The sequence below is a fragment of the Plantibacter sp. RU18 genome, assembly GCF_050613355.1.
GTDB lineage: Bacteria > Actinomycetota > Actinomycetes > Actinomycetales > Microbacteriaceae > Plantibacter.
The window spans coordinates 4,313,561-4,335,762 of record NZ_CP159618.1; the positions used below are offsets into that span (position 1 = coordinate 4,313,561).

Here is a 22,202-nt window from a genome sequence, read left to right on the forward strand (position 1 = left end):
AGACGTGATTTCTTATGATCTGGCGGAGTTCACGGCACATCGATCGCGTCGTGGACCTGTACGCCGTCGATGTGTTTGCGCAGCTGCCACGAAGCGCGTACCTTGCCCATCAGCCACCGCCGCGATGATGCGGCACGCAAGCCACCAGGAGCACCCATGCGCAAGCTACACGACAACGAGCGATCCGTGCTCGACAGCCGTCCCCTCATCCTCGTCCCCACCGCCATCCACACGCTCGACGACGCCGTCGTGGGTGACGCTGTCCTCGTCTACGGTTCGCGCATCGCCGCAGTCGGCTCGATCGAGGAATGCACCACGGCAGCCGCCCGCCTGAGCGGCGAGCCCCCCGAAGTCCGAGACCTCGACGGCGTCCTCGTCCCCGGCTTCGTCGACCCGCACGCGCACCCGCTCATGTACGGGCAGATGCTCAGCTGGGTGGACTGCGGCCCCGAGCGGGCGTCGAGCATCCCCGAGATCGTCGCGCTCCTCCGCGAGGCGACCGAGCGGACCCCTGCCGGTCAGCCCATCCGCGGGTACGGCTACGAGCACCGCAACCTCGTGGAGCAGCGACACCCGACCCGCGAGGAACTCGACGAGGTGAGCCGCGACCGCGAGGTCTACCTGATGAACGCGAGCGGTCATGGCGGTGTCGTCAACAGCCACACCCTGGCAGCCGCCGGCGTCACTCGTGAGACCCCGGACCCGGACGGCGGCGTGTTCTTCCGCGACGGCGACGGCGAGCTGACCGGCGAGCTGTCCGACGCCGCCTGCAACATCCTCACGGGCGTCAGCGGCGTGAAGATCGGCCACCACGGCCCCAACTTCCACCTCCAGGACGAGCCGGAGGAGCACCTGCGGCAGCTGCGTGTCGCCCAGGACCGCTTCCTCGAGGGCGGCGTGACCACCATCGGCGACGCCCAGGTGACACGACGCGAGTTCGACATGTACCTCCGCCTCGCCGAGCAGGGTGAGCTGCGCACCCGCGTCAGCATGTACCTGCTCTCCCACCTGCTCGACCAGGCACTGGAGATGGGACTCCACGGCGCGTTCGGCAACGCCCACCTGTCCTTCGGCGGCATCAAGTTCTACGCCGACGGCACGCTCGGCGGCTGGACCGCCTACTTCCCCGACGGCTACGTCGGCGACCCCTGCCGGACCGGTCAGCTCTATCACGACCCGGCCGACTACGCCGAGCTCATCGCGCACGCCCACGCCGCCGGCCTGCAGACCGCGACGCACGCGCAGTCGCCGACGGCCATCGCGATGGTCATCGATGCGATCCGCGCCGCCCAGGAGGCCACGCCGTCGTCCGACGCGCGGCACCGCATCGAGCACTGCGGCCTGCCGAGCGAGGAGCAGATCGTCCAGATGCGAGAGCTCGGCATCCACCCGGTGAACCAGCCGCAGCACTACTACAACTGGGGTGAGGGTGTCACCGACGCCGTCGGCACACCCGGCGAGCGCTTCAACCCGCTCGGCGAGTTCATCGAGGCCGGTGTCCCCGTGACCCTGAGCTCTGACGCTCCGGTCGCCGAACCGAAGCCGCTCGAAGCGATCCAGGCCGCCGTCACGCGCATCACGCGCCGCGGTCACCAGCTCGGCTCCGACGCACTCCGTATCAGCGCTCGCGATGCACTGCTCGGCCACACCCTGCACGGCGCGATCGCCCTCGGCCGCGAGGACGAGCTCGGATCCATCACACCGGGCAAGCGCGCCGACTTCGCGCTGCTCGGGAGCGACCCGCTCACCGCCGAACCCTCGACCATCGCCTCGATCCGTGTCCACGAGACGTGGGTCGACGGCATCCGTCAGTATCGGATCGCGGACTGATCGTCCGGTCCCCGAAGTCCGCACACCCGCACGACACCCCCACCGTTCGCAGCCCCGCCCCAGGAGGACCAGCAATGACGCACGATCCCCGCACCGAGACCCGACAGGCCCAGACCGCCCGCGCCAGAAAGGCCGGTTTCGCCGCCTTCGTCGGCACCACCATCGAGTGGTACGACTTCTATGTCTACGCCACGGCGGCCAGCCTCGTCTTCGGCACCGTCTTCTTCCCCGAGTCGACCGACCGCCTCACCGGCATTGCGGCGGCGTTCGCGACCTATGCCGTGGGGTTCTTCGCCCGCCCGATCGGCGGCATCATCTTCGGACACATCGGTGACCGCATCGGACGGAAGACCGCGCTCGTCGTCACGCTCACGATGATGGGAGCCGCGACGTTCCTCGTCGGCTGCCTTCCCGGCTATGCGTCGATCGGCGCCTGGGCACCCGTGCTCCTCGTCGTCCTCCGTTTCGTGCAGGGCTTGGCCGTCGGCGGCGAGTGGGGCGGAGCGGTCCTCATGGCCGTCGAGCATGCACCGGCCGACAAGAAGACCTTCTACGGCGGCTTCGCGCAGGCCGGCAACCCGGCGGGCGCTCTCCTCGCCACCGGACTCTTCAGTCTCATCTCCCTCCAGGGCACCGAGTTCATGCTCGAGTGGGGGTGGAGGATCCCGTTCTTCGCCTCGGCCGTGCTGATCGTCGTCGGCCTCATCGTCCGCATGAAGGTCGAGGAGTCGCCGGTGTTCACCGAGAGCGTCAAGACGGTCTCGGCGAAGGACCAGCCCGTACCGCTCCTCTACGCGATCCGGACGAACTGGGCCAGCATCCTCCTCGGCATCTGCGTCCTGCCCGTCGCGATCGGCGGCTACTACCTCGTCACCACCTTCGCGACGGCGTATGCGACCGACCCGAGCGTCGGGCTGTCGGAGAGTGTCGTACTCAACGCGCTCAGCGTCGCCGCGCTCGTGGAGCTCGTCGTGACCCTCGGCGCAGCCTGGCTCGGCGACCGGTTCGGCCGCAAACGCGTGGTGGGCATCGGACTCATCGGCGTCGCAGCCCTCGCCGCCCCGCAGTTCCTGCTGCTCAGCAGCGGGAGCATCCCGCTGATCTTCCTGATCTTCATCGCCATGCGCCTCGCGATGACCGCCACCTACGGCCCGATCGCCACGGTCCTCTCGCAGATGTTCCGCCCGCAGGCCAGGTACACGTCGATCTCGCTCGCGTACCAGTTCTCGGGTGCGATCTTCGGCGGCCTGTCACCGCTCGTGTCGACGCTCATGTTCCAGGCGACCGGCAGCATCCTGCCCGTCATCCTGTTGCTCGTCGGGATGTGTGCGCTGAGCCTCGTCTGCCTCATCATCGCCCCGCAGTACGTCGATGAGGCGGACGGACAGACGGTCCTCGAACCGGCGACCCTCGACGGACGGAACTGAGGATGGGTGAGCGTTCAGGCGGCACCGAGTCCGAGACGGTGAAGCCCGTCGGCCCTGTCGATGCGAGTCTCGTGCCCCGCTTCGCCGGCATCGCGACCTTCGCGAGGCTCCCCCGGCTGGAGGACGTTCCGCGCGCGGACGTCGCCGTGGTGGGTGCTCCGTTCGACGGCGGCGTGAGCTACCGTCCGGGCGCTCGGTTCGGTCCGGCGCATGTCCGGGAGGCCTCGCGCCTGCTCCGTCCGTACAACCCGGCGCAGGACGTCGAGCCGTTCGGCGCGCAGCAGGTCGCCGACGCAGGCGACATCGCGATCAACCCGTTCGACCTCGACGAGGCTGTGCGCCAGGTGGAGGATGCAGCCGCCGAACTGACCGCCGACGGCACGCGGCTCGTAACGATCGGCGGCGACCACACGATCGCGCTCCCCCTGCTGCGGAACATCGCGAAACAGCACGGCCCGGTCGCGGTCCTGCACTTCGACGCCCATCTGGACACGTGGGACACCTACTTCGGCGCCCCGATCACCCACGGCACCCCGTTCCGGCGGGCGTCCGAGGAGGGCCTCATCGATCTGGAGGCGAGCCTCCACGTCGGCATCCGGGGGCCCCTGTACTCACGGGACGACCTCCGTGACGATGAGCGACTCGGCTTCGCGGTCATCTCGAGCATCGACGTGGAGACCGAGGGGCTGGCCCGGGCGATCGAGCGGATGCTCGCCCGCCTCGGTGATCGACCCGTGTACCTCTCTGTCGACATCGATGTGCTCGACCCCGCTCACGCGCCGGGCACCGGCACACCGGAGGCCGGCGGACTCACCAGCCGGGAGTTGCTCGCGATGATTCGCGCGCTGGCAGGCTCCCGTCTCGTCGGAGCGGACGTGGTCGAGGTCTGCCCCGCCTACGACCATGCCCAGCTCACCGCCATCGCGGCCTCCCACGTCGTCTACGAGATCCTGTCGGCGATGGCTCCGCGCTGATCGTCGATACTCGACCCACCTGCACCGATCTCCAGGTGCCCTGGTCGTTCGGCGATACTCTTGGACAGCTCCTCTAGCCTCGCGTGGGGTAGCGTCTCTGATTTGCGAAGGAGCATGAAATGCCCGTACCGAGCTCGCAGCCGGCCCTCGGACGTCGATCATTGCGCGACGTCGCCGCAGACCGTATCCGAGCCGCGATCTTCGACGGCACACTCCTGCCCGGTGAACATCTCAACGACGCAGAGCTTCAGGAATGGCTCGGGATGTCCCGCACCCCCATCCGCGAAGGCCTCAACGATCTCCAACGCATCGGTCTGGTCGAGATGGCTGCACAGCGCTACACCCGAGTTGCCTTGCCTGACCCCGCGAGACGCACCGAAGTACAGCAGACCATCGGGGCGATGCTCGGCGGCATCGTCCGCGTCACCGTCCCAACCCTCACCCCAGCCCAAACGAAGACTCTGCTCGGCCTCGTCGACAAGCAGATCGCAGAGCTGCCCAACCGTGACGCGGACACGTTCATGCCGCGAGCGTGGGAATTCGCCACCCAGGTCATGGACATGTGCACGGTCAGAATGTTGGTCGACGTGACGAAAGACATGCTCGACGCCCTGTCGTTCCAGATGATGTCCACGGCAGCGGTGGCAGAGGTGCGCTGGGAACTGATCGACGAAGGAACCACCCGGCTGCGTGACGCCCTTGCGGCAGGTGACGCGATCGCCGCAGAGCTCGCGATCGAGCACACCTTCCGCCTCTCAGAACCCGACTAACTGACGTCGCCCACGCGACAAGGGCGCCGGCAGTTGGCCGCACGCGCCCCAGCCGCAGGGCCCGCAGCGATCGACACGTCGTGGTCTGACGCTGTGAGGACGCCGATTCTCGAGCCTGCACGTCGGTATCCGGGGGCCGCTGTACTCACTGGACGACCTCCGTGACGATGAGCGACTCGACTTCGCGGTCAGCTCGCCTCCACCGTCGGCGGCCGCGATAGCAGCGCTCAGCTCACCTTCACCGATCGCCAGGTGCCCTGATCGTTGACCCACAGGAGGCCGCTGCCGACGAGGATGTCCCCCGACCCGCCACCCGCTGGCCGAGCCGTCCCCATGTGCCGCGTCGTCAGGAAGCTCGTCGCCGGCTGCGCATTGACGTGCACCGTTCCCGACACGGTGAACCGGTTCGCCTCGACCCGCGACCGGCCGCTACTGCCGTAGGTGTCGAGGCCGGTCGCGCAGCCGGCCACGGTGTTCCCGACGACCGTCATACCGGCGGTCGTGTTCACGATCGAGATGCCGACCTTGAACGCAGCGACCTGGTTGCCGCTCACATGCACCCCGCCCGCACCCTCATGGCGGATGCCGGCGCCGGTCGCCTGATCGACGCCGCTCACCGAGTTGTCGGCGATGACCGCATCGGTGCAGAGATACGACACCACCCCGCCCACCCGATCCGCACCGGCCGTGACCGCTACCCGGTTGCCGATGACCAGCGGTCGGACGGCCTGCAGCAGCACGATGCCGCTCGAGCAGCTGCCTCCGTTGATCCGCACCACGTTGTCGGAGACGACCGCATCGACCGCTCCGTACCTGATCGAGGTGTCGCCGGTGGGCATCGTCGCGTCCTCGAGTCGGATGGCACTCACCGCCTCACCGCGGATCTCGATGACATTGCCGGTGACGACAGCGCCCTGTGTGTCGCGATACAGCATGATCGGACCGCGCACCGGCGCCCATGCGGAACCCTGCTTGTCCTCCGCCGTCCGAGTCCACCGCACAGTGTTGCCGGAGATCGAGGTCTCGCGCGTGTCGATCGCCGCGATCCCCCACCAGGTGCTGTCAGACACCGTGTTGCCGCTCGCTGTGGCATGCGACACCCCTTCGAACGCGATACCCCGACGGAACGGCCCGCTCACGACGTTGCCGATGACGGAGAACATCGCGTCCGGGTAGTCGCCCGGGTTCACCTTGAAGTCGGGAAGCGCTTCAGCATGGATACCGATGCGCGCGTCGGTCCCGGCGAGCGCGGCGACCACGTTGCCGTCGACGATGGCGCGGGCACCCCAGATCGTGATGCCGTCTCCCCGATCCTCCCCGAGGGACGAAGGAGAACCTGCGCCCCCGCCTGCGCCGACGACATCGACCACATGGCAGTTGGTGACGATGGTCCCCTCGAACTCGCCGCTCGCCTCGTTGACGACGCCGTTCTGGAACCCGACGATCCGCACGCCGTCGACGAGCACGTCGCTCGCCCGGATGTCGATCCCGATGTTGCGAGCGCCCGTGCCGGAACCGAGGTGGTTTGGGTTGGTGAGCCGGACCTCCCGGATGGCGGTCTGTGGGGCCGTGACCCGCAGCGCCGGTGCTGAGACGATCCCGGCGGTCCACCGCAACTCGCCACTGCCGCGGAGCGCGAGCCGACGGTCGATGACGAGCGTCGCGTCGAGCGCGATGACCGCAGCTCCCGGCACGACCAGCGTGCTCCCCTCGGGAGCCGAAGCGAAGAGCGCCTGGACCGCGGCCGTCGACACTGCGGCTCCGGTCGGGTCGATGCCCGGCCCCTCGAGGACGATGGTGCCGTCGCTCGCGCTCGTCGGCGCCTCCTGGTCGGCCGGCTGTTGGTCGTCCTCGTTCGCCATTCGTTCCCCCGAATCGTCTGCCGCGCTGCATCCCGCTCCTCGTGTACAAACACGTACACTGGTATATTAGAGTTCGTCCTTGAATATACCCGGAAGAATCTATGCCTCCCTCAACCTCGGTCGAGCACCTCCGCCGCGACGCGCCCGAAATCCGCCCCCTCACCGGTATCCGCATCGTCGCCGCGCTCTGGGTGGTCTTTGCGCACGCCGGCCTCTGGCTGCCCACCCTCGTACCCGAAGTCGCCGTGCTCGATCCGTTGACCCGCGGCGGCTTCGCGGCCGTCGACCTGTTCTTCGTCCTCAGCGGATTCATCCTCAGCTACCAGTACTTCGGGCGGCTCCGGACTCCTCGCGACTACCGAGACTTCATGGTGAGGCGTTTGGCGCGGATCTACCCGCTGCATCTCTTCATGCTGCTCATCTTCGGTGGCATTGTGCTCGTGACTTCCGCGCTGGCGATCCCGATGGGATCGGCCGGCCAGTTCACCCTGGGCGGATTCTTCTCGGACCTGCTGCTCGTCCGTGCCTGGTGGGGCGACGCACTCGTGTGGAACATCCCGGCCTGGTCGATCTCGGCCGAATGGTTCGCGTACATCCTGTTCCCCGCGCTCGCCCTCGTTGCCGTCTGGGCCGCCAAGCGTCGGTTCGGGCTCTGGGGCGTCTGCGCCGCCCTGCTCACCGTGGCGGGGGTCTCGGCCGCCCTGTGGCCGTCACTGAACAACATGCCCGTGCCTACGATCCGTGTCGCGGTCGGTTTCCTGGTGGGCGTGTGCGTTCAACGCCTCGTGCGGAATGCTCGACCGTCGCGTCTCGCCGCGTATCTGGGACTCCTGTCCTCCGGGGCACTCGTCGTCGTCTCCGGGATCGGCCAGGACGACCCCCTGGTCCGTGGGCTGCAGGCGGGCGCCATCGTCGCGCTCTGTGGGGTCACGATCGCGCTCCTCTCCATCGCTCGCGGTCCAGCTGTGGCGTGGCTCGGCAGCACGGTGGTCGAGTACGGCGGTCGGCTCGCGTTCAGCATCTACCTGGTCCACTTGCTGGGGCTGATGGTCGTGGGCCAGGTGTTGACGGCCGAACGTTTCGGCGGCGAATCACTCCTGGTGAGGCTCTCGCTGGTCATGGCGGCGCTCATCGTGCTGTTCATCGTCTCCGCCGCGCTGCACGAACTGATCGAGAAGCCCGGTCGGCGACTCGTGCTGCGAGTCGCGGCGAAGGTCCTCCCATCGAGCGGAGGACACCACGGGGCACGGCGACAGCCGAGGAAGCTCAGCCCTTCAACCCCGTCCCTGCGATCCCCTCGATGAACTGCTTCTGCGCGAGCAGGAACACGATGAGGATCGGGATGACCGTGAGCGACGCCGCACCGAGCTGCGTGGTCCACAACGGTTCGCCGTATGCGTCCTGGTACCGCGTGATGCCGAGCGCGACCGTGAACTTCGCCGGGGTCGTGAGGAAGATCAGCGGCTCGAAGTACATGTTGAACGACCGGAGGAACGTGAGGATCGTCACCGCCGCGATCGCAGGCCGAGCCAACGGGAAGGCGATGCGCGTGAAGATGCCGACCCGACCCAACCCGTCGAGTCGCGCCGCTTCCTCGAGCTCTCCAGGTAAAGAGAGGAAGTACTGCCGGAAGATGAACACCGACACTACTGAGGACGGCCCGAGCAACGGCATGAGGATGAGCGGCCAGTGTGTGTCCGTGAGCCCCATCGCGTTCACCGCCGTGAAGATCGGGATGATCGTCACTTCGCTCGGCACCATCATGGAGGCGAGCAGGATGACGAAGAGCGCATTACGGAACGGGAACCGCATCCGCGCGAACGCGTAACCGGCGAGACCCGACACCACGAGGGACCCTGCGGTCACGATGACCGCGATGTACAGGGAGTTGCCGTACTGCTGGAGGAACGGCTGGGTCGTGAAGATCTTCGCGAACCCGTCCAACGTCCAGCTCGTCGGCAAGAGCGTCGGTGGCTGGGAGAAGATCTCCGAGGTCGGTTTGAACGCGCTGAAGATCATCCACACCGTCGGATAGATGAACGGAATGGACACGATGACGAGGATCGCGTAGAGCACCCAGGTGTTGATCCGGCTACGGCGACGCGACGCGACCGAATCGCGGGTTGCGGCGGCCGAGTTCGGCAGCACCACACGCACCGTGTCCACCGTTTCAGTGTCGGGCTCGGGATACTCAGTTCTCATCATTGACCCATTTCTTCCGAGACATCCACTGCGCCATCGTCAGCCCGAGGATGATGATGAAGAGCACGACGCCGATGGCACTGGCGTATCCGAACTCCTGCTGCTGGAACGCGGTCTGGTAGAGGAAGTACGGCAGGACGAGCGTGGTGTCCGCCGGTCCGCCCTTGGTGAGCAGTTGGATCGGAGCGAAGACTTCGAGCGAACCGATCGTGGTGAGGATTCCGGCCAGCAGGACTGTCGGCGAGATCATCGGCAGGGTGACGGCGAAGAACAGGCGCACCGGACCGGCGCCGTCCAGCCGCGCCGCTTCCTTGATCTCACCAGGGACGCCCTGCAGCGCCGCGAGGAACAGCACCATGTTCATCCCCACGCCTTTGAACACCTGGATGACGACGACGGACCCGAGAGCGGTCGCCGGATCCGTCAGCCAGCCGGTGCCGTCGATGCCGAACATCGCGAGCGTCCCGTTGACCCCTCCCTCCGGTGCCAGGAGGAAGTTCCAGACGATCGACCAGGCGATGATCGAGACCACGACGGGGGAGAAGAAGAACGCCCGGAAGGTGGAGATGCCGCGCAGCCGGTTGTTGAGCAGCAGTGCGAGGCAGAGGGCCAGAACGAGGTTGAGGACCACGATCCCGACACCGAAGAGGAAACTCGAGCGGAGCGAGTTGAAGAATCGCTGATCGCCGAAGAGCCGCGTGTAGTTGTCGATGCCGACGAAGTCGAAGCTCCCCGTCAGAGGAGTCCACTCGTTGAGGCTGTACCAGATGACCGCCACGAACGGGACGACCCCGAGTGCCAGGACGCCGATCACCTGCGGGGCGACGAATGCCAATCCGATCCAGCGGTCACCTCGGTCGAGGTGCCGCCGGATGGGGCGGGTCGCCGCCCGCGTGCGGACTGCGGACGACACGGGTCTCAGCGCCCGAGGACGGGCTGGGCGACCGCGCAGACGGCTGCTGTCGCGTCCCCGACGTCACCACCGGACCACACCGGATCAAGCGCCGAGCTCACGAGGCTCGTCACCTTGGAGTACACGGGGCTCGACGACTTGACGATCGCATCGGGGACGACGTCGATGATCGCGGACTGGATCTGCTCCTCGCTGAGCTTCGGCGCAGCCGCTGAGAGTGTCGAGACATTCAGCAGCGACTCGCGGGATGGCGGGAAGTAGGTGGCGAGCTTCTCCGAGTTCGCGGCGTTCGTGAAGTACGCCAGGAAGTCGGTCGCAGCGTCCACGTGCGCGCTCTTCGCGACCACACCGATGCCGGCTTGGCCGATCACACCCTGCTCGCCCTTGGGGCCGGCCGGCAGCGGAAGGAAGTCCCAGCCGAACGTGTCGTCGAGCGCTCCCGATGCGCTGAGCTGGGCCACGCTGAACGCGACGTCACCCGTGGCGAACACCGGATTCTGGGCGGCCGTCGTCACTGCGGACACGGCGCCGCGAGCCGTCTGCGCCTGGAACCAGGACAGGAAGTCGGTCATCTCTGGATCGGTGAACGTGCAGCTTGCGGCGTCCTCGGTCCAGGGCGAAGCTCCCCACGATGCCCAGAGCGGCGTCAGGTTGTCCCAGGTGGTCGGCGAGAACGAGGGGATGACCAGACCGGTGTCGCCGGTCGACGCCGTGACGGCCGCGGCGATGTCGGCGATGGTGTCCCAGGTGTAGTCGTCCGTGCCGACGAGTGCACCCACATCCGGCTGCCCGGCAGCCTCGAGGATGTCACGGTTGACGTACAGCGCGAACGGGCTGTTCGAGAACGGGTAGGCGTACAGGTCGCCGCCCTTCTCCCAGAGCGCGGTCGCGCTCGGCAACAGGTCCTCGACGTCGTAGCCCTCGGTGTCCGTGAAGGTGTCCGTGAGGTCCGCGAGGACTCCGCTCTCGATGAACTCGGGGGCGTTCGCTTCGGGGATCCAAGCGAGGTCTGGGACATTGCCCCCGGCCATTCGCGTGGTGAGGCCCGCGATGTAGTCCTGGTTGGTGATCGTCTCGAACGTGATCGAGTCCACCTCATCGTGATCCGCGAGGTAGTCGTCGGCGATCGCGTCGAACAGGGCGAGGTGATCCTCGTTCGCCGACCAGATGGCCATCGTCAGATCGACGTCGCCGTCTTCCGCGGCGCCTGGCGTGCTGCAGCCCACGAGTGAGGTCGCCGTGATGGCGAGGATGGTGAGGAGGGAGACCCTCCGGGGGCGCTGAGGCATGGCAGGTACTCCTTTGTACGGGGTCAAGGACGACCTCAGTGCCGATCACTCACCGCTGTCGGGAATCATCGTATCGATGATTCCCGATAATGCAAGAGCATATTCTCGATAGTTATCGAGAACCCGGCCCCGCCACGGAATCGCGCATCACGAGCGTCGTCGCCAGCTCGGTGTGATGCGCCATGGGCTCTTCACCGAGGAGCAACTGGCACGCGACCCGCACCGCTTGCTTGCCCATCTCCTCAGACGGCTGCCTCACGCTCGTCAACTGGGGAGCGGTCATCCGCGCGACGATCTGATCATCGAAACCGATCACGCTGAGGTCCTCCGGCACACGCACGCCGGAGCGCCGAGCTGCTTCGATCACCCCGGCGGCCTGGAAATCACTCGCCGCGAAGATCGCCGTCGGCGGCACGGGCAGCGCGAGCAGCGCAACGCCGTCTGCGAGGCCCGATTCGTACGAGAACTCGCCGTTGCGAATGAGTTCCGACTCGACCGGGACGCCACGAGCACCGAGGGCGGCGAGGTAGCCGTGCTGCCGGGCGAGAGACGACTGGGTGTCGGGAACGCCGGTGAGCATGCCGATCCGCCGGTGACCCGCCGCGAGGAGGTGTTCCGTGGCTTCGAGCCCACCCGCCCAGTTCGTGGCGCCGACACTGTATGACACCTCATCGGGCCGCGTGTACGGGTCCACGACGATGAGTGGCATGCCGAGCAGGCGGAAGCGAGCCCGCTGGGCATCGTTCAGCGTCGGCCGCACGGCGACCACCGCCGTTCTCGCGTCACCCACGAGATCGTCGATCCAGCGCAGGTCCGTGTCGTCCGGATGGACGGAGACCACCAGGTCCACACCGGAGGCCTGCGCCTCGGCCGCTGCCCCGCGGAGCACGTCGAGCGTCAGGGGTGAGTTCATGGTCCGGGTGAGGAACGTGATGCACTCTCGCGACTCGGTCCGACGTCGCTTCGGCGCGACGTAGCTGTGTTCCGTGAGCAACTTCTCGACACGCGATCGCGTGGTCGCCGCGACATCAGGCTGACCGTTCGCGACCTTCGAGACCGTGGAGATCGAGACCCCCGCCTGCTCGGCGATATCGGAGAGGGACGGTTTGGCCCGCTTCCTCGCGCTCATGGCGTTCCTTCCGTCACGGGGTGGCTGCATCGAGTCTAGGACTGGCCCCGAGACCTTGACGCATTGTCGACGGGTGTGCAATCGTTCTCGGGAATTCAAACACAAGTTTGCGAAAAGTATCGAAGGGCCACTGATGACCGAGCACGACACCGACATCCTGATCGTGGGCGGAGGCGTCGGCGGAGTCTCAGCCGCACTCGCTGCGCTCGAACGCGGAAGGCGCGTCATCCTCACCGAGGAGACGGACTGGCTCGGCGGGCAGCTCACGACCCAGTTGGTCCCGAGCGACGAACACATCCGCGTCGAGACCACCGGTCGCAATACGAGCTATGCCCGATTCCGCGAGCTGATGCGCTCCCACTACCGAGCCTTCTACCCGCTCACCGCCGAAGCCGCCGCGGACCCGCATCTCAACCCCGGTGCTGGTTGGGTCAGTCCGGTCTGCGTCGAGCCGCGCGTCATCCTGTCGGTGATCGACTCGCTGCTGCGCCCCTTCATCTCGGCCGGACGGCTGACAGTCCTGCTGGAAACACGCCCTGTCTCCGTGGCCACCACCGGCGATCGCATCGACGCCGTCACCTTCTCGACTGCGGGCGGTTCGAACGTCGTCGTCTCGGCGCGCATCGTGCTCGACGCGACTGAACTCGGCGATCTGCTCGAACTCGGCGATGTCGAGCACGTCTCAGGTCGCGAATCCCGCGAGCAGACCGGCGAGCCCAATGCTGCCGACACCGCTGATCGACTCGACATGCAAGGCGTGACGTGGTGCTTCGCCATGGACCACCGCGAGGGCGAGGACCACACGATCGATCGCCCCACGCGGTACGAGCACTTCCGCGATTGGCGACCGGCGCAACTCCACGGGGAACGGATCCTGGGCTTCGACCGAGCACCGGAACACGCCGGCGATCCGACCCGTCGCTACCAGCTGACGCCGAACCCGGACGACGACCCGTTCGCGATCGACGTGGACCACCGCAACATGGGCGGCGCACCGGAACTCTGGACGTACCGTCGCATCCTCGCCCGCAGGCAGTTCGAGCCCGGGTTCCTCGCCAGCGACGTCACCATCGTCAACTGGCCGATGAACGACTACATCGGCGGCCCGCTCTTCGGCACACCGGACGCTGCGCAGCACCGCTCAGCCGCGAAGGAGCTGAGCGCGTCACTGCTCTACTGGCTGCAGACCGAAGCACCTCGCCCCGACGGCGGCACGGGATGGCCGGGTCTGCGACTCCGGCCCGACATCGCCGGAACCGCAGACGGCTTCGCGAAGGTGCCCTACTACCGCGAGTCACGACGCATCCTCGCCGAGCACACGATCGTCGAGCAGGAGATCTCCCTCGAGTTCCTCGGGGACCGCCCGGCGGTCACCCACCCGGATTCCGTCGGTGTCGGCCACTACTTCTGGATCGACCGGCACCCGTCCACCGGTGGACACCCCGGTGGCGGTGGACGACCGCAACCGTTCGAGATCCCGCTCGGCGCGCTGCTCCCGCGTCGCGTCGACAATCTCCTCGCCGCCGCGAAGAACATCGGCACCACGCAGATCACGAACGGCAGCTATCGCCTGCAGCCGGTCGAGTGGTCGATCGGGGAGGCCGCCGGCGCACTTGCCGCGTTCGCAGTGGCGGGCGCGACCTCGCCGCGGGCCGTGCGCAACGATGCCCGGCTGCTGGCCGACTTCCAGGCGGACCTGGTCGCCGGCGGGGCGCAGCTGAGGTGGGACCCGGCGCTTCGCTGGTGAGTTTCACCGCGTCATCCGGCGCGGCGAGCGGAGGAGAGAGAGGAACGTCGATGGCGACGTCGAACGAGACACCGGGCGGATTGCCGCCCCTGATCACCCGAAGAGGACTGGTTGTCGGTGGCTTCGCCGCCGCGGCGCTCCTCGCCGTCTCGCCTGCCGGCCGGACGTCTTCAGCAGCAGCCGCTCCGACCGGGCACGTGACCGGACCCGCGGCGACCACGGCCGATGATCCGTTCCCGCTGGTCTCCGGCCTTGCATCACCGCCTGACCGGACCAGCTTCGCGCCCACTGAACAGGTGTTGGCCGGCTATCTCGTGATCGTCGCGGACATGGCCAACGACATTGTGACGGACGACGGTGCGACGCACGGGTGGATGGCGGGCGGATGGTGGCGCACTCCCGCGGAACCGTTCAACGCTCGTGTGCAGGAGCATGTGGCCACGCTCGCCTGGTTCTACGCGAATCCTCGCAGTTGGAACCCGTACGCCGGTGACGCCGCATTGCTCGACAGGCTTGACGCCGCGATCGGGCACTACCTCTCCCTGCAGCACGACGACGGTTCCTGGTCGGAGTACTCCGCTGACGAGCACAGTCGTGCCGCGACGGGCTTCGGTCTCGTCTCACTCACCGAGACGTACCGGCTCCTGGCGTCCGCGTCCGCGCTTCCCGGCCGACGGGCGGAGATCGCTGACGCCCTCCGCGCGGGCGCTGCGTGGTTCCTGGACCTGAGCGACACGACCACCTGGGGAACGCCGACCACCATCATCCGGTTCGCGAACCAGACGATGGCGGGACTCGTCGGCTGCGCCCGCGCAGCGGAGACCCTCGGTGACACCACATTGAGTGCTGCGGTCGATACGGGCATCGGTGTCTTCGCCGCCCGTGCGCAGGCGGCCGGCGGCTGGTTCTACGAACCGACCGGGCTCGACCTGGCGTACAGCAACGAGGTGCAGCTGCCCGACATGGCCGACCTCTACCGCGTCACCGGTGACCAGAGGTTGGTCGACATGGCGGAACGCTGGCTCGGTATCCTGCGCCTCGTGACCGTTCGAGAACCGGACGGTGCCGGATTCATCGGCATGGGCGCCGCATCGGCGCGCACCGACGGCAGGACGCCGATCACCGATGCCTTCACCGATGCTGCAGATCGCACGGCGTTCTCCGGAGAGTTCCTCCAAGAGGTACCCGCCCTTGCCGCGTACCGCCCGAGCATCAGCACCGTCGAGACGGCTCGTGCCCAGTGGGCCGCCTCGGCTGAAGCCGTCGATGGACGTGCGAAACAGAACACCTCGCCGAGACTGTGGATGCACGTCACCGCGGCCGCCCCCGTGGCGAGCCCGAGCGAACGTGCGGCAGCGATCGCCGCGCTCCCGACGGTCGCCTCCTCGCGGTTCACCGAGACGCGTGCGGGCGTTCTCGGCATGCAGTTCGTGTTCGTCCGGCGTCCTCGGTACTACCTGGCTTCGCTGTTCGGTCAACGCGCGTCGACGAAGGTCCGCAACGGCTCGCAGCTGCTGTGGCATCCGGGCATGGGCGCCGTCGCCGTGGGGTTCAACGACGACGCCGTCGCTGACGATTTCTGGGGCACGGTCTTGGACAGCGGAGGCGACGATGCGCGCGCGACACTGACCGCGACGTATGCCGCCGGCGGAGCTCCCGTCGCAGTCGCTGCGCTCGGTTCGGTGACAGGCGATTTCACGATGACTGCTGCGTCGGCACTCGGGATCACAACAGTCACCGCCATCGGAGACGCGGGGTTCACGAGGTCCGTCTCGGCGCCATCGTCGGCCACCGAGCAGATCCCGCTCCTGCTTCGTCAGAGCGATGGGCTGCAGTGGCTCGGATGCGCGGGGGCCCCGGCGTGGGGTGCGCATTCCGCTGCGACCGCCACCGGTCTCAGCCTTTCGCGGAACGGAGTGACCCTGCAGGTGACGTGGGGCGCGTCTGCCGCCGTGACCCTCGCGGACAGCGGTCGCACCGTCTTCGAGGACGGCGACCGGCGACAGCACGTGCTCCGCGTTCCGCACAGCGGCGCGCTCTCGCTCGAGGTGACGTTCTCCCAGTGACCGGCGCCCCATCGCCGCGCCCCATTGGCGCGAGCGCTGCCCTCCGGAGGGTTGTGAAGTCTCAGGACATCGTGGACACTTCTGTCTCAGGACTTCGTGGACAGTGTGTCTCAGGAGTTCGTGGACACTTCCGCGGTTCGGTGGAGCATGTCGATACCGAAGCGTCCATCTCCGAAGGTTCGTTTGCTCGTGGCATCGTGGCCTGATGATGCGGGCCGGGGTGCGGTCTCGGCGTTCTGCGAGGAGCATGGTGTTTCGCGGTCTTGGTTCTACAAGATCCGCGCCCGGGCTGCGGCAGATGGTGTGTTCGAGGTCGTCGCTCCGACATCCACGAGGCCTCGGTCGAGTCCGGCTCGGACGAGCGACGAGATCGTCGATCTCGCCATCAGTGTTCGGGCGCGATTGCGTGCAGAGGGGTGGGATTTCGGCCCGTTGAGTGTGATCGCGAGGTTGCGGCGGATGGGCTTCCAGGAGTTGCCCTCACGGGCCACCTTGGCGCGGATCTTCGTTCGTGCGGGCGTGGTCGAGGCGGAGCCTCGGAAGCGGCCCCGGAGCGCGTTTCGTCGGTTCGTCTATCCAGCCCCGAACTGTTTGTGGCAAATCGATGCAACCGAGTGGACGCTTACTGACGGTTCGCTCTGCACGATCTTCCAGATCATCGACGATCATTCCCGTCTCGCGCTCGCGTCGTTGGTCGCCCGGGCAGAGACCGGAGAGGCTGCATTGCGTGTCGTGACCCAGGCGATCAACCATCACGGAGCACCACAGAAGTTCCTGTCAGACAATGGTGTCGCGTTCAATCCCACGCGTCGGGGGCATTCCAACCAGCTCATCGATTACCTCGCCTCGCTCGGCGTCGAGACGATCACGGGGAAGCCCTACAAACCCACCACGCAAGGCAAGAACGAACGCTTCCACCGCACACTGCACCGCTTCCTCAACGCCAAACCGCCAGCCGCGACGATCGAGGAACTGCAAACCCTCGTGAACGTCTTCGACGTGTCCTACAACACGCTCCGCGAACACCAATCGCTCACCGACCGGCAAACCCCGAAAGAGGCCTGGGATCGCACCCCGGCTGCCCCGTCACCGACCCCGCAACCCACCGCGATCGAGATCCACGCCGCCCGCAACGCCCTCACAGCCCTACCACCCGGCGAAGCTGAATGTGTTGTCACGTCAGGCGGCAGAACCTACCTCCTCGGTCGCACGTTCCGCCCCGGGACAGCATTCATCGGTCACACCGTCCACGCGATCTGGGACGCTCAGCAGATCACGTTCTACGACCACCACGGCACCATGATCCGCACCCAACCCATGCCATCACGCAACGAAGGCCGCCCCGCCCACGGCCGAACACGAACGACCAAGAACAGCGTTGTGTCCACGAAGTCCTGAGACAGAGAAGTGTCCACGAAGTCCTGAGACAGAAGTGTCCACGAAGTCCTGAGACATCACAGGCCTCCGGACGGTAGCGCTCGCGCCAATGGGGCGCGGCCGGTCCAGCGCACCGCGCTGGCCGGAGGGGGTCACCAGTCGTGGACGGTTCCGTCTGCGAGACGGTTGTAGGGCAGGTAGGCGCGCTGGTACGGGTACTTGCCCGCCTCGTCGACGTTCAGCTCGACACCGAGACCCGGCGCCTCACCCGGGTGCAGCATGCCGTCCTGCCAGGTGTAGGACTGCTGGAACACCGCATCGGTCTTCTCGCCGTGCTTCATGTACTCCTGGATACCGAAGTTGTGGATCGACAGGCCCAGGTGCATCGCGGCGGCCATACCGACCGGCGAGATGTCCGTCGGCCCGTGCATGCCCGACTTGATCTGGTACTGCGCCGCATAGTCGAGCGTCTTCTTCAACGCCGAGATACCGCCCATGTGCGTCACCGCACCGCGGACATAGTCGATGAGCTGCTCGCGGATGAGGCCCTGGAAGTCCCACACCGTGTTGAAGATCTCACCGATCGCCAGCGGCGTCGTCGTGTGCTGGCGGACCAGTCGCAGCGCCTCCTGGTTCTCGGCGGGCGTGCAGTCCTCGAGCCAGAACAGGTCGTAGGGCTCGAGGGACTTGCCGAGCTTCGCAGCCTGGATCGGCGTCATCCGGTGATGGCCGTCGTGCAGCAATGGCAACTCCGGGCCGAACTCGTTCCGCACCGCCTCGAACACCGTCGGCAGGTGACGCAGGTACGAGCGGGTGTCCCAGTCCTCCTCGTTGGGCAGCCCGCCACGCTGGGCAGGCTCGTGGTCGTAGCGGACACCCGTGTTGCCCTCGAGCGTCGCGTTGGACGCGATGCCGTAGATCGACTTCAGACCCGGCACCGCCGTCTGGATCCGGATGGCCTTGTACCCCTGCGACTGGTGTTCACGGACGCTGTCGAACAGCTCCTCGTTCGTCCGGCCGGACGCGTGCCCGTACGCGAGCAGCCCCGTGCGCGACGCCCCGCCGAGCAACTGGTACACGGGCATGCCCGCCGCCTTGCCCTTGATGTCCCACAGCGCCATGTCGACAGCGGCGATCGCGGCCATGGTCACCGGGCCGCGACGCCAGTACGCGGAGCGGTACAGGAACTGCCAGGTGTCCTCGATCCGCGACGCGTCACGCCCGAGCAGCAACGGCACCACGTGCTCGGCGAGGTACGCGACGACCGCCTGCTCACGCCCGTTGAGGGTCGCGTCGCCGATACCGGTGAGTCCGTCGTCGGTCGTGAGCTTGAGCGTCACGAAGTTCCGGTCGGGACTCGTGACGATGACCTCAGCCTTGTCGATGTTCATGGGGTGCCTTTCTGAAGTGCGGCGCGAGGCCGTGAGCGGAGTCTGGAGTGCGGCGCTCAGCCGCGGGGTCGAGGTCGATGAGGGTGCCGGTCGACGACCTCAGCGGATGGAGGCTGCCGCGGCGTCGATCTCCGCGAGGAGGCTGAGGTCGTCGGTCAGCCGCGTGTCGATCGTGGCGAGGAGCCCAGCCAGGATCTGCTCGTCAGGCACTGCAAGGGCCGCCGCGATCTGCTCGCCCGATGCGTCAGCCGGCACGGTGCCCGAGCGCACGAGGGCGACCCAGGCGGTGATGACGCGGATCGCGGCGGCACCGGATCGTCCGGCAGCACGCTCGGCAAGCACGATGGGCACGGCCCGAACGCGCAGCTTGGTCACGCTGTCCTGCCCGATCTGGGAGAGTCGGTGCTCGATGCGGGCGTTGTCGAAGCGCTCGAGCAGCGCTGCGCGGTAGGCGTCGAGGTCGAGTCCGTCGGGCAGGTGCCGGACGGCTTCATCCCAGAACTCCTCCACCCAGGCTCGACAGACGGGATCGGCGACGGCCGCGGCGACCGTCTCATGCCCACGCAAGCGGCCGGCGGACGCGAGCAGCGTGTGCGCTCCGTTGAGCAACCACAGTTTGCGGCGCTCGAAGGGTTCGATGTCGTCGACGAACCGGGCTCCGGCCTGCTCCCACGCAGGGCGTCCGGCAGGGAAGTCACCGCTCAGGACCCAGTCGTGGAACGGCTCGGTGACGACGGCGGCCTCGTCGCGCAGGCCGATGAGCGCGCTCGCGACGTCGAGGTCTGCTGCGGTGGTCCTCGGGGTGATGCGGTCGATCGAGGTCGACACGAAGGAGACGTTGTCATCGATCCACGTGGCGAGGGTCGGGTCCACCTGCACAGCGAGCGCGCGCAGGCCGGTGGCGACGAACGGGCCGTTGTCCGGGATGTTGTCACAGGGGACGATCGCGATCGGTCCGCTGCCCGACGTCCGCCGTGCGAGGAGTCCGCGCAGGAGCCGGCCGAGTGCGGTCGCCGGCACACCGTTACCGGCGAGCGCGGCGAGGTCCGCGATGACGGCGGGGTCGTCGGCCAGCGGCGCCCCATCGGTGTCGAGACGGTAGCCGGCCTCGGTGATCGTGAGGGTGACGATGGCGGTGTCCGGCGCCGCGATGAGCTCAACCAGGCGCCCGAGGTCGGCACCGTCGACCGCCTCGGTGATGCTCGCGACGATCCGGGCTTCGTCGGCCTCGGCCGACCGCTCGACCACCGTGAACAGACCGTCCTGGGGAGCCAGCTCTTCGGCGGCCTGCGGGCTCCGTCCGGTGATGGCGGCGATCCCCCACGCGCGGTCGGTGTCGACGACGTCCGTGTACCAGGCCTGGTGGGCGCGGTGGAAGGCGCCGAGCCCGAAGTGGACGATGCGGATCGGCGCTGCGGGCAGCTCGCACGTGCTGCGGGAGAGCCGCTGAGCAGCGCCCGGCGCCGTGGTGGCGGTGGTCGTCAGGGTCACAGCTTGAAGACCTTCCGGGGCTGAGCGTCGACGAGGTCGACGATGATCGATTCGGCGGTCGGGAGGTCGACTCTGCCCTCGCCCACGAGGCGTGCGAGGAACGTGGCGTCGAGTCGGCGAGACATGTCGTGGCGGGCCGGGATCGAGAGGAAGGCTCGGGTGTCGTCGATGAAGCCGGAGCTCCGCGAGAACCCGGCCGTCTCGGTCACCGCGGCACGGAACCGGAGCACGGCGTCTGGGGCGTCGAGGAACCACCACGGCGCTCCGACGAACACGGAGGAGTAGTAGCCGGCGAGCGGCGCGATCTCTCGCGAGTACACGGTCTCGTCGATGCTGAAGAGCACGACGTGGAAGCCGGGGGTGTTGCCGTAGCGCTGGAGCAGCGGCCGCAACGGCTGGACATAGGAGGTGGCGACGGGGATGTCGTTGCCCATGTCGGGGCCGAAGCGCTGGAAGGTGTCGGTGTCGTGGTTGCGGAAGACGCCGGGGTGGATGGTCATGACCAGACCGTCCTCGCAGCTCATGCGGGCCATCTGCAGCAGCATGTGGGCGGCGAAGATCTGGGCCTCACCGGTGGCCAGGGTACCGGCGCGGGCTCGTTCGAACAGGGCGGCGGCTTCGGCCTCGTCCAGGTCGATCGCGAGCGGCTGGGCGACCCCGTGGTCGGCCGAGACGGCACCGTGCTCGACGAAGTACCGCCGACGGCCTTCGAGTGCTTCGATGTAGCCGCGGTAGCTGTCCTCGGGCGTGCCGTTCCAGCTTGCGAGACGGGCGACGCGCTCCGACCAACCGGCGGCTGCCGGGTCGAGGTAGGCGTCGGGACGGAAGGTGGGGAGGACTCGGCCACGGAACGTCGGGTCGGCGGCGAGGGCCGCGTGCGGCGCGAGGTCGTCCATCGGGTCGTCAGTGGTGGCGAGGACTTCGATGCCGAAGCGGTCGAACAGGGCACGCGGACGGAAGGAGTCGGTTGCCAAGGCGGTGTTGATGACGTCGAAGAGCGCGTCGGCGTTGCCGGGTTCGGGCTGCTCGGTGATGCCGAACTGCTGCGCGAGGATCGACTGCAGCCAGTAGCCGGAGGCCGTGCCTGCGTAGAGGCGCCAGTGGGCGCAGAAGGTGCGCCAGACCTCGCGCGGGTCGGCCACGCGGTCGCCACCGGGGATGCCGAGTTCGCTGAAGTCGACGCCAGCCGAATGCATGAGGCGCGTGACGTAGTGGTCGTGGCGGATGAACAGTTCCGCCGCGTCCGCGAAGGGGACATCGTCGACGAGGATCCGCGGGTCGACGTGACCGTGGGGCGAGAGGATCGGCATCTCGGCGACCCGCTCATAGAGGTCGCGGGCGATGGCGCGAGTGTTCGCGTCCACCGGGAACAGGCGGTCAGGGTCGTTCAGCAGCTTCGTTGGCACGTGACGATTCAAGCTGCTCGGTCGCCCCTTGTCAACCGGTTGCCAAAGCAACCGAGACTCGAATCGCGCAGAACCCCGCCGACCATGCCCACTCCGACATATATTTTAGATCCTGCTATACTTGGACCATGATTCACTGGAACCGGACCCGACAAGTGGCACGCGCACTACCCCAGCAGGGCGGGTCTCAGGACACGCCCGCCGTCGTGAGCGGCCGGGACCGAAGCGCACCGCCCACGGGTTCAGGATCGCGTCGCCGGATGGCAGTCGCGGCAGCCCTCGCATCCGCGGCTTTGATCTTCGCGACCGGGCCCATGGCAGTCGCAGC

At 67.5% G+C, this 22,202-nt stretch carries 16 protein-coding genes; 8 read left to right on the top strand and 8 right to left on the bottom strand.

Annotated elements, in window-relative coordinates; translation table 11 throughout:
* Positions 1 to 156 precede the first annotated feature (156 nt).
* The 4 genes from ABMA10_RS20505 (at position 157) to ABMA10_RS20520 (ending at position 5,001) form a co-directional block, all read left to right on the top strand.
* Positions 157 to 1,830, top strand: coding sequence for an amidohydrolase (locus ABMA10_RS20505; protein WP_431030961.1), 1,674 nt, complete (start codon positions 157 to 159; stop codon positions 1,828 to 1,830).
* Positions 1,831 to 1,904: 74 nt separating this feature from the next.
* The gene (locus ABMA10_RS20510) at positions 1,905 to 3,257 is read left to right on the top strand and encodes an MFS transporter (RefSeq protein WP_347870471.1); all 1,353 of its coding nucleotides are present in this window, start codon (positions 1,905 to 1,907) and stop codon (positions 3,255 to 3,257) included.
* A gap of 2 nt (positions 3,258 to 3,259) precedes the next feature.
* On the top strand, positions 3,260 to 4,231 hold the full coding sequence (gene speB, locus ABMA10_RS20515) for an agmatinase (protein ID WP_347870472.1): 972 nt from the start codon (positions 3,260 to 3,262) through the stop codon (positions 4,229 to 4,231).
* A 119-nt stretch (positions 4,232 to 4,350) separates the two neighbouring features.
* Positions 4,351 to 5,001, top strand: a complete 651-nt coding sequence (locus ABMA10_RS20520; protein ID WP_347870473.1) for a GntR family transcriptional regulator — start codon at positions 4,351 to 4,353, stop codon at positions 4,999 to 5,001.
* Between the two features lie 227 nt (positions 5,002 to 5,228).
* On the opposite strand, the gene ABMA10_RS20525 is transcribed toward ABMA10_RS20520, so the two are convergent.
* Positions 5,229 to 6,863 carry a NosD domain-containing protein gene (locus ABMA10_RS20525; RefSeq protein ID WP_347870474.1) on the bottom strand — a complete coding sequence of 545 codons (1,635 nt, stop codon included), beginning with the start codon at positions 6,861 to 6,863 and terminating at the stop codon, positions 5,229 to 5,231.
* Between the two features lie 101 nt (positions 6,864 to 6,964).
* On the opposite strand from ABMA10_RS20525, the gene ABMA10_RS20530 reads away from it, so the two are divergent.
* On the top strand, positions 6,965 to 8,167 hold the full coding sequence (locus ABMA10_RS20530) for an acyltransferase family protein (RefSeq protein WP_347870475.1): 1,203 nt from the start codon (positions 6,965 to 6,967) through the stop codon (positions 8,165 to 8,167).
* Here ABMA10_RS20530 and ABMA10_RS20535 read toward each other — a convergent pair.
* From ABMA10_RS20535 to ABMA10_RS20550, 4 genes are all read right to left on the bottom strand, one after another.
* Positions 8,130 to 9,068, bottom strand: a complete 939-nt coding sequence (locus ABMA10_RS20535) for a carbohydrate ABC transporter permease (RefSeq protein WP_347870476.1) — start codon at positions 9,066 to 9,068, stop codon at positions 8,130 to 8,132. The two genes, ABMA10_RS20530 and ABMA10_RS20535, sit on opposite strands and share 38 nt — an antisense overlap.
* Entirely contained in the window at positions 9,055 to 9,978 is a 924-nt protein-coding gene (locus ABMA10_RS20540; protein WP_431030962.1) for a carbohydrate ABC transporter permease, read from the bottom strand. Before ABMA10_RS20540 ends, ABMA10_RS20535 begins: the two co-directional genes overlap by 14 nt.
* 5 nt (positions 9,979 to 9,983) lie before the next feature.
* The gene (locus tag ABMA10_RS20545; RefSeq protein WP_347870478.1) at positions 9,984 to 11,267 is read right to left on the bottom strand and encodes an ABC transporter substrate-binding protein; all 1,284 of its coding nucleotides are present in this window, start codon (positions 11,265 to 11,267) and stop codon (positions 9,984 to 9,986) included.
* A gap of 112 nt (positions 11,268 to 11,379) precedes the next feature.
* A complete protein-coding gene (locus tag ABMA10_RS20550; protein WP_347870479.1) occupies positions 11,380 to 12,396 on the bottom strand; it encodes a LacI family DNA-binding transcriptional regulator in 1,017 nt (338 codons plus the stop codon).
* Between the two features lie 133 nt (positions 12,397 to 12,529).
* Between ABMA10_RS20550 and ABMA10_RS20555 the strand changes: the two genes are divergently transcribed.
* The 3 genes from ABMA10_RS20555 (at position 12,530) to ABMA10_RS20565 (ending at position 17,607) form a co-directional block, all read left to right on the top strand.
* On the top strand, positions 12,530 to 14,143 hold the full coding sequence (locus ABMA10_RS20555) for an FAD-dependent oxidoreductase (protein WP_347870480.1): 1,614 nt from the start codon (positions 12,530 to 12,532) through the stop codon (positions 14,141 to 14,143).
* Between the two features lie 50 nt (positions 14,144 to 14,193).
* Positions 14,194 to 16,209: a hypothetical protein gene (locus ABMA10_RS20560; protein ID WP_347870481.1), complete on the top strand. Its 2,016-nt coding sequence runs from the start codon at positions 14,194 to 14,196 to the stop codon at positions 16,207 to 16,209.
* A 147-nt stretch (positions 16,210 to 16,356) separates the two neighbouring features.
* A complete protein-coding gene (locus ABMA10_RS20565) occupies positions 16,357 to 17,607 on the top strand; it encodes a DDE-type integrase/transposase/recombinase (protein ID WP_431030692.1) in 1,251 nt (416 codons plus the stop codon).
* Positions 17,608 to 17,738: 131 nt separating this feature from the next.
* Here the strand turns inward: ABMA10_RS20565 and manD are convergent, their stop codons facing one another.
* From manD to uxaC, 3 genes are all read right to left on the bottom strand, one after another.
* The gene (manD, locus tag ABMA10_RS20570; protein WP_347869723.1) at positions 17,739 to 18,977 is read right to left on the bottom strand and encodes a D-mannonate dehydratase ManD; all 1,239 of its coding nucleotides are present in this window, start codon (positions 18,975 to 18,977) and stop codon (positions 17,739 to 17,741) included.
* Positions 18,978 to 19,076: 99 nt separating this feature from the next.
* Positions 19,077 to 20,468, bottom strand: a complete 1,392-nt coding sequence (locus ABMA10_RS20575; RefSeq protein ID WP_347869724.1) for a mannitol dehydrogenase family protein — start codon at positions 20,466 to 20,468, stop codon at positions 19,077 to 19,079.
* On the bottom strand, positions 20,465 to 21,874 hold the full coding sequence (gene uxaC, locus ABMA10_RS20580) for a glucuronate isomerase (RefSeq protein WP_347869725.1): 1,410 nt from the start codon (positions 21,872 to 21,874) through the stop codon (positions 20,465 to 20,467). The genes ABMA10_RS20575 and uxaC overlap by 4 nt, the downstream gene beginning before the upstream one ends.
* Positions 21,875 to 22,202 lie beyond the last annotated feature (328 nt).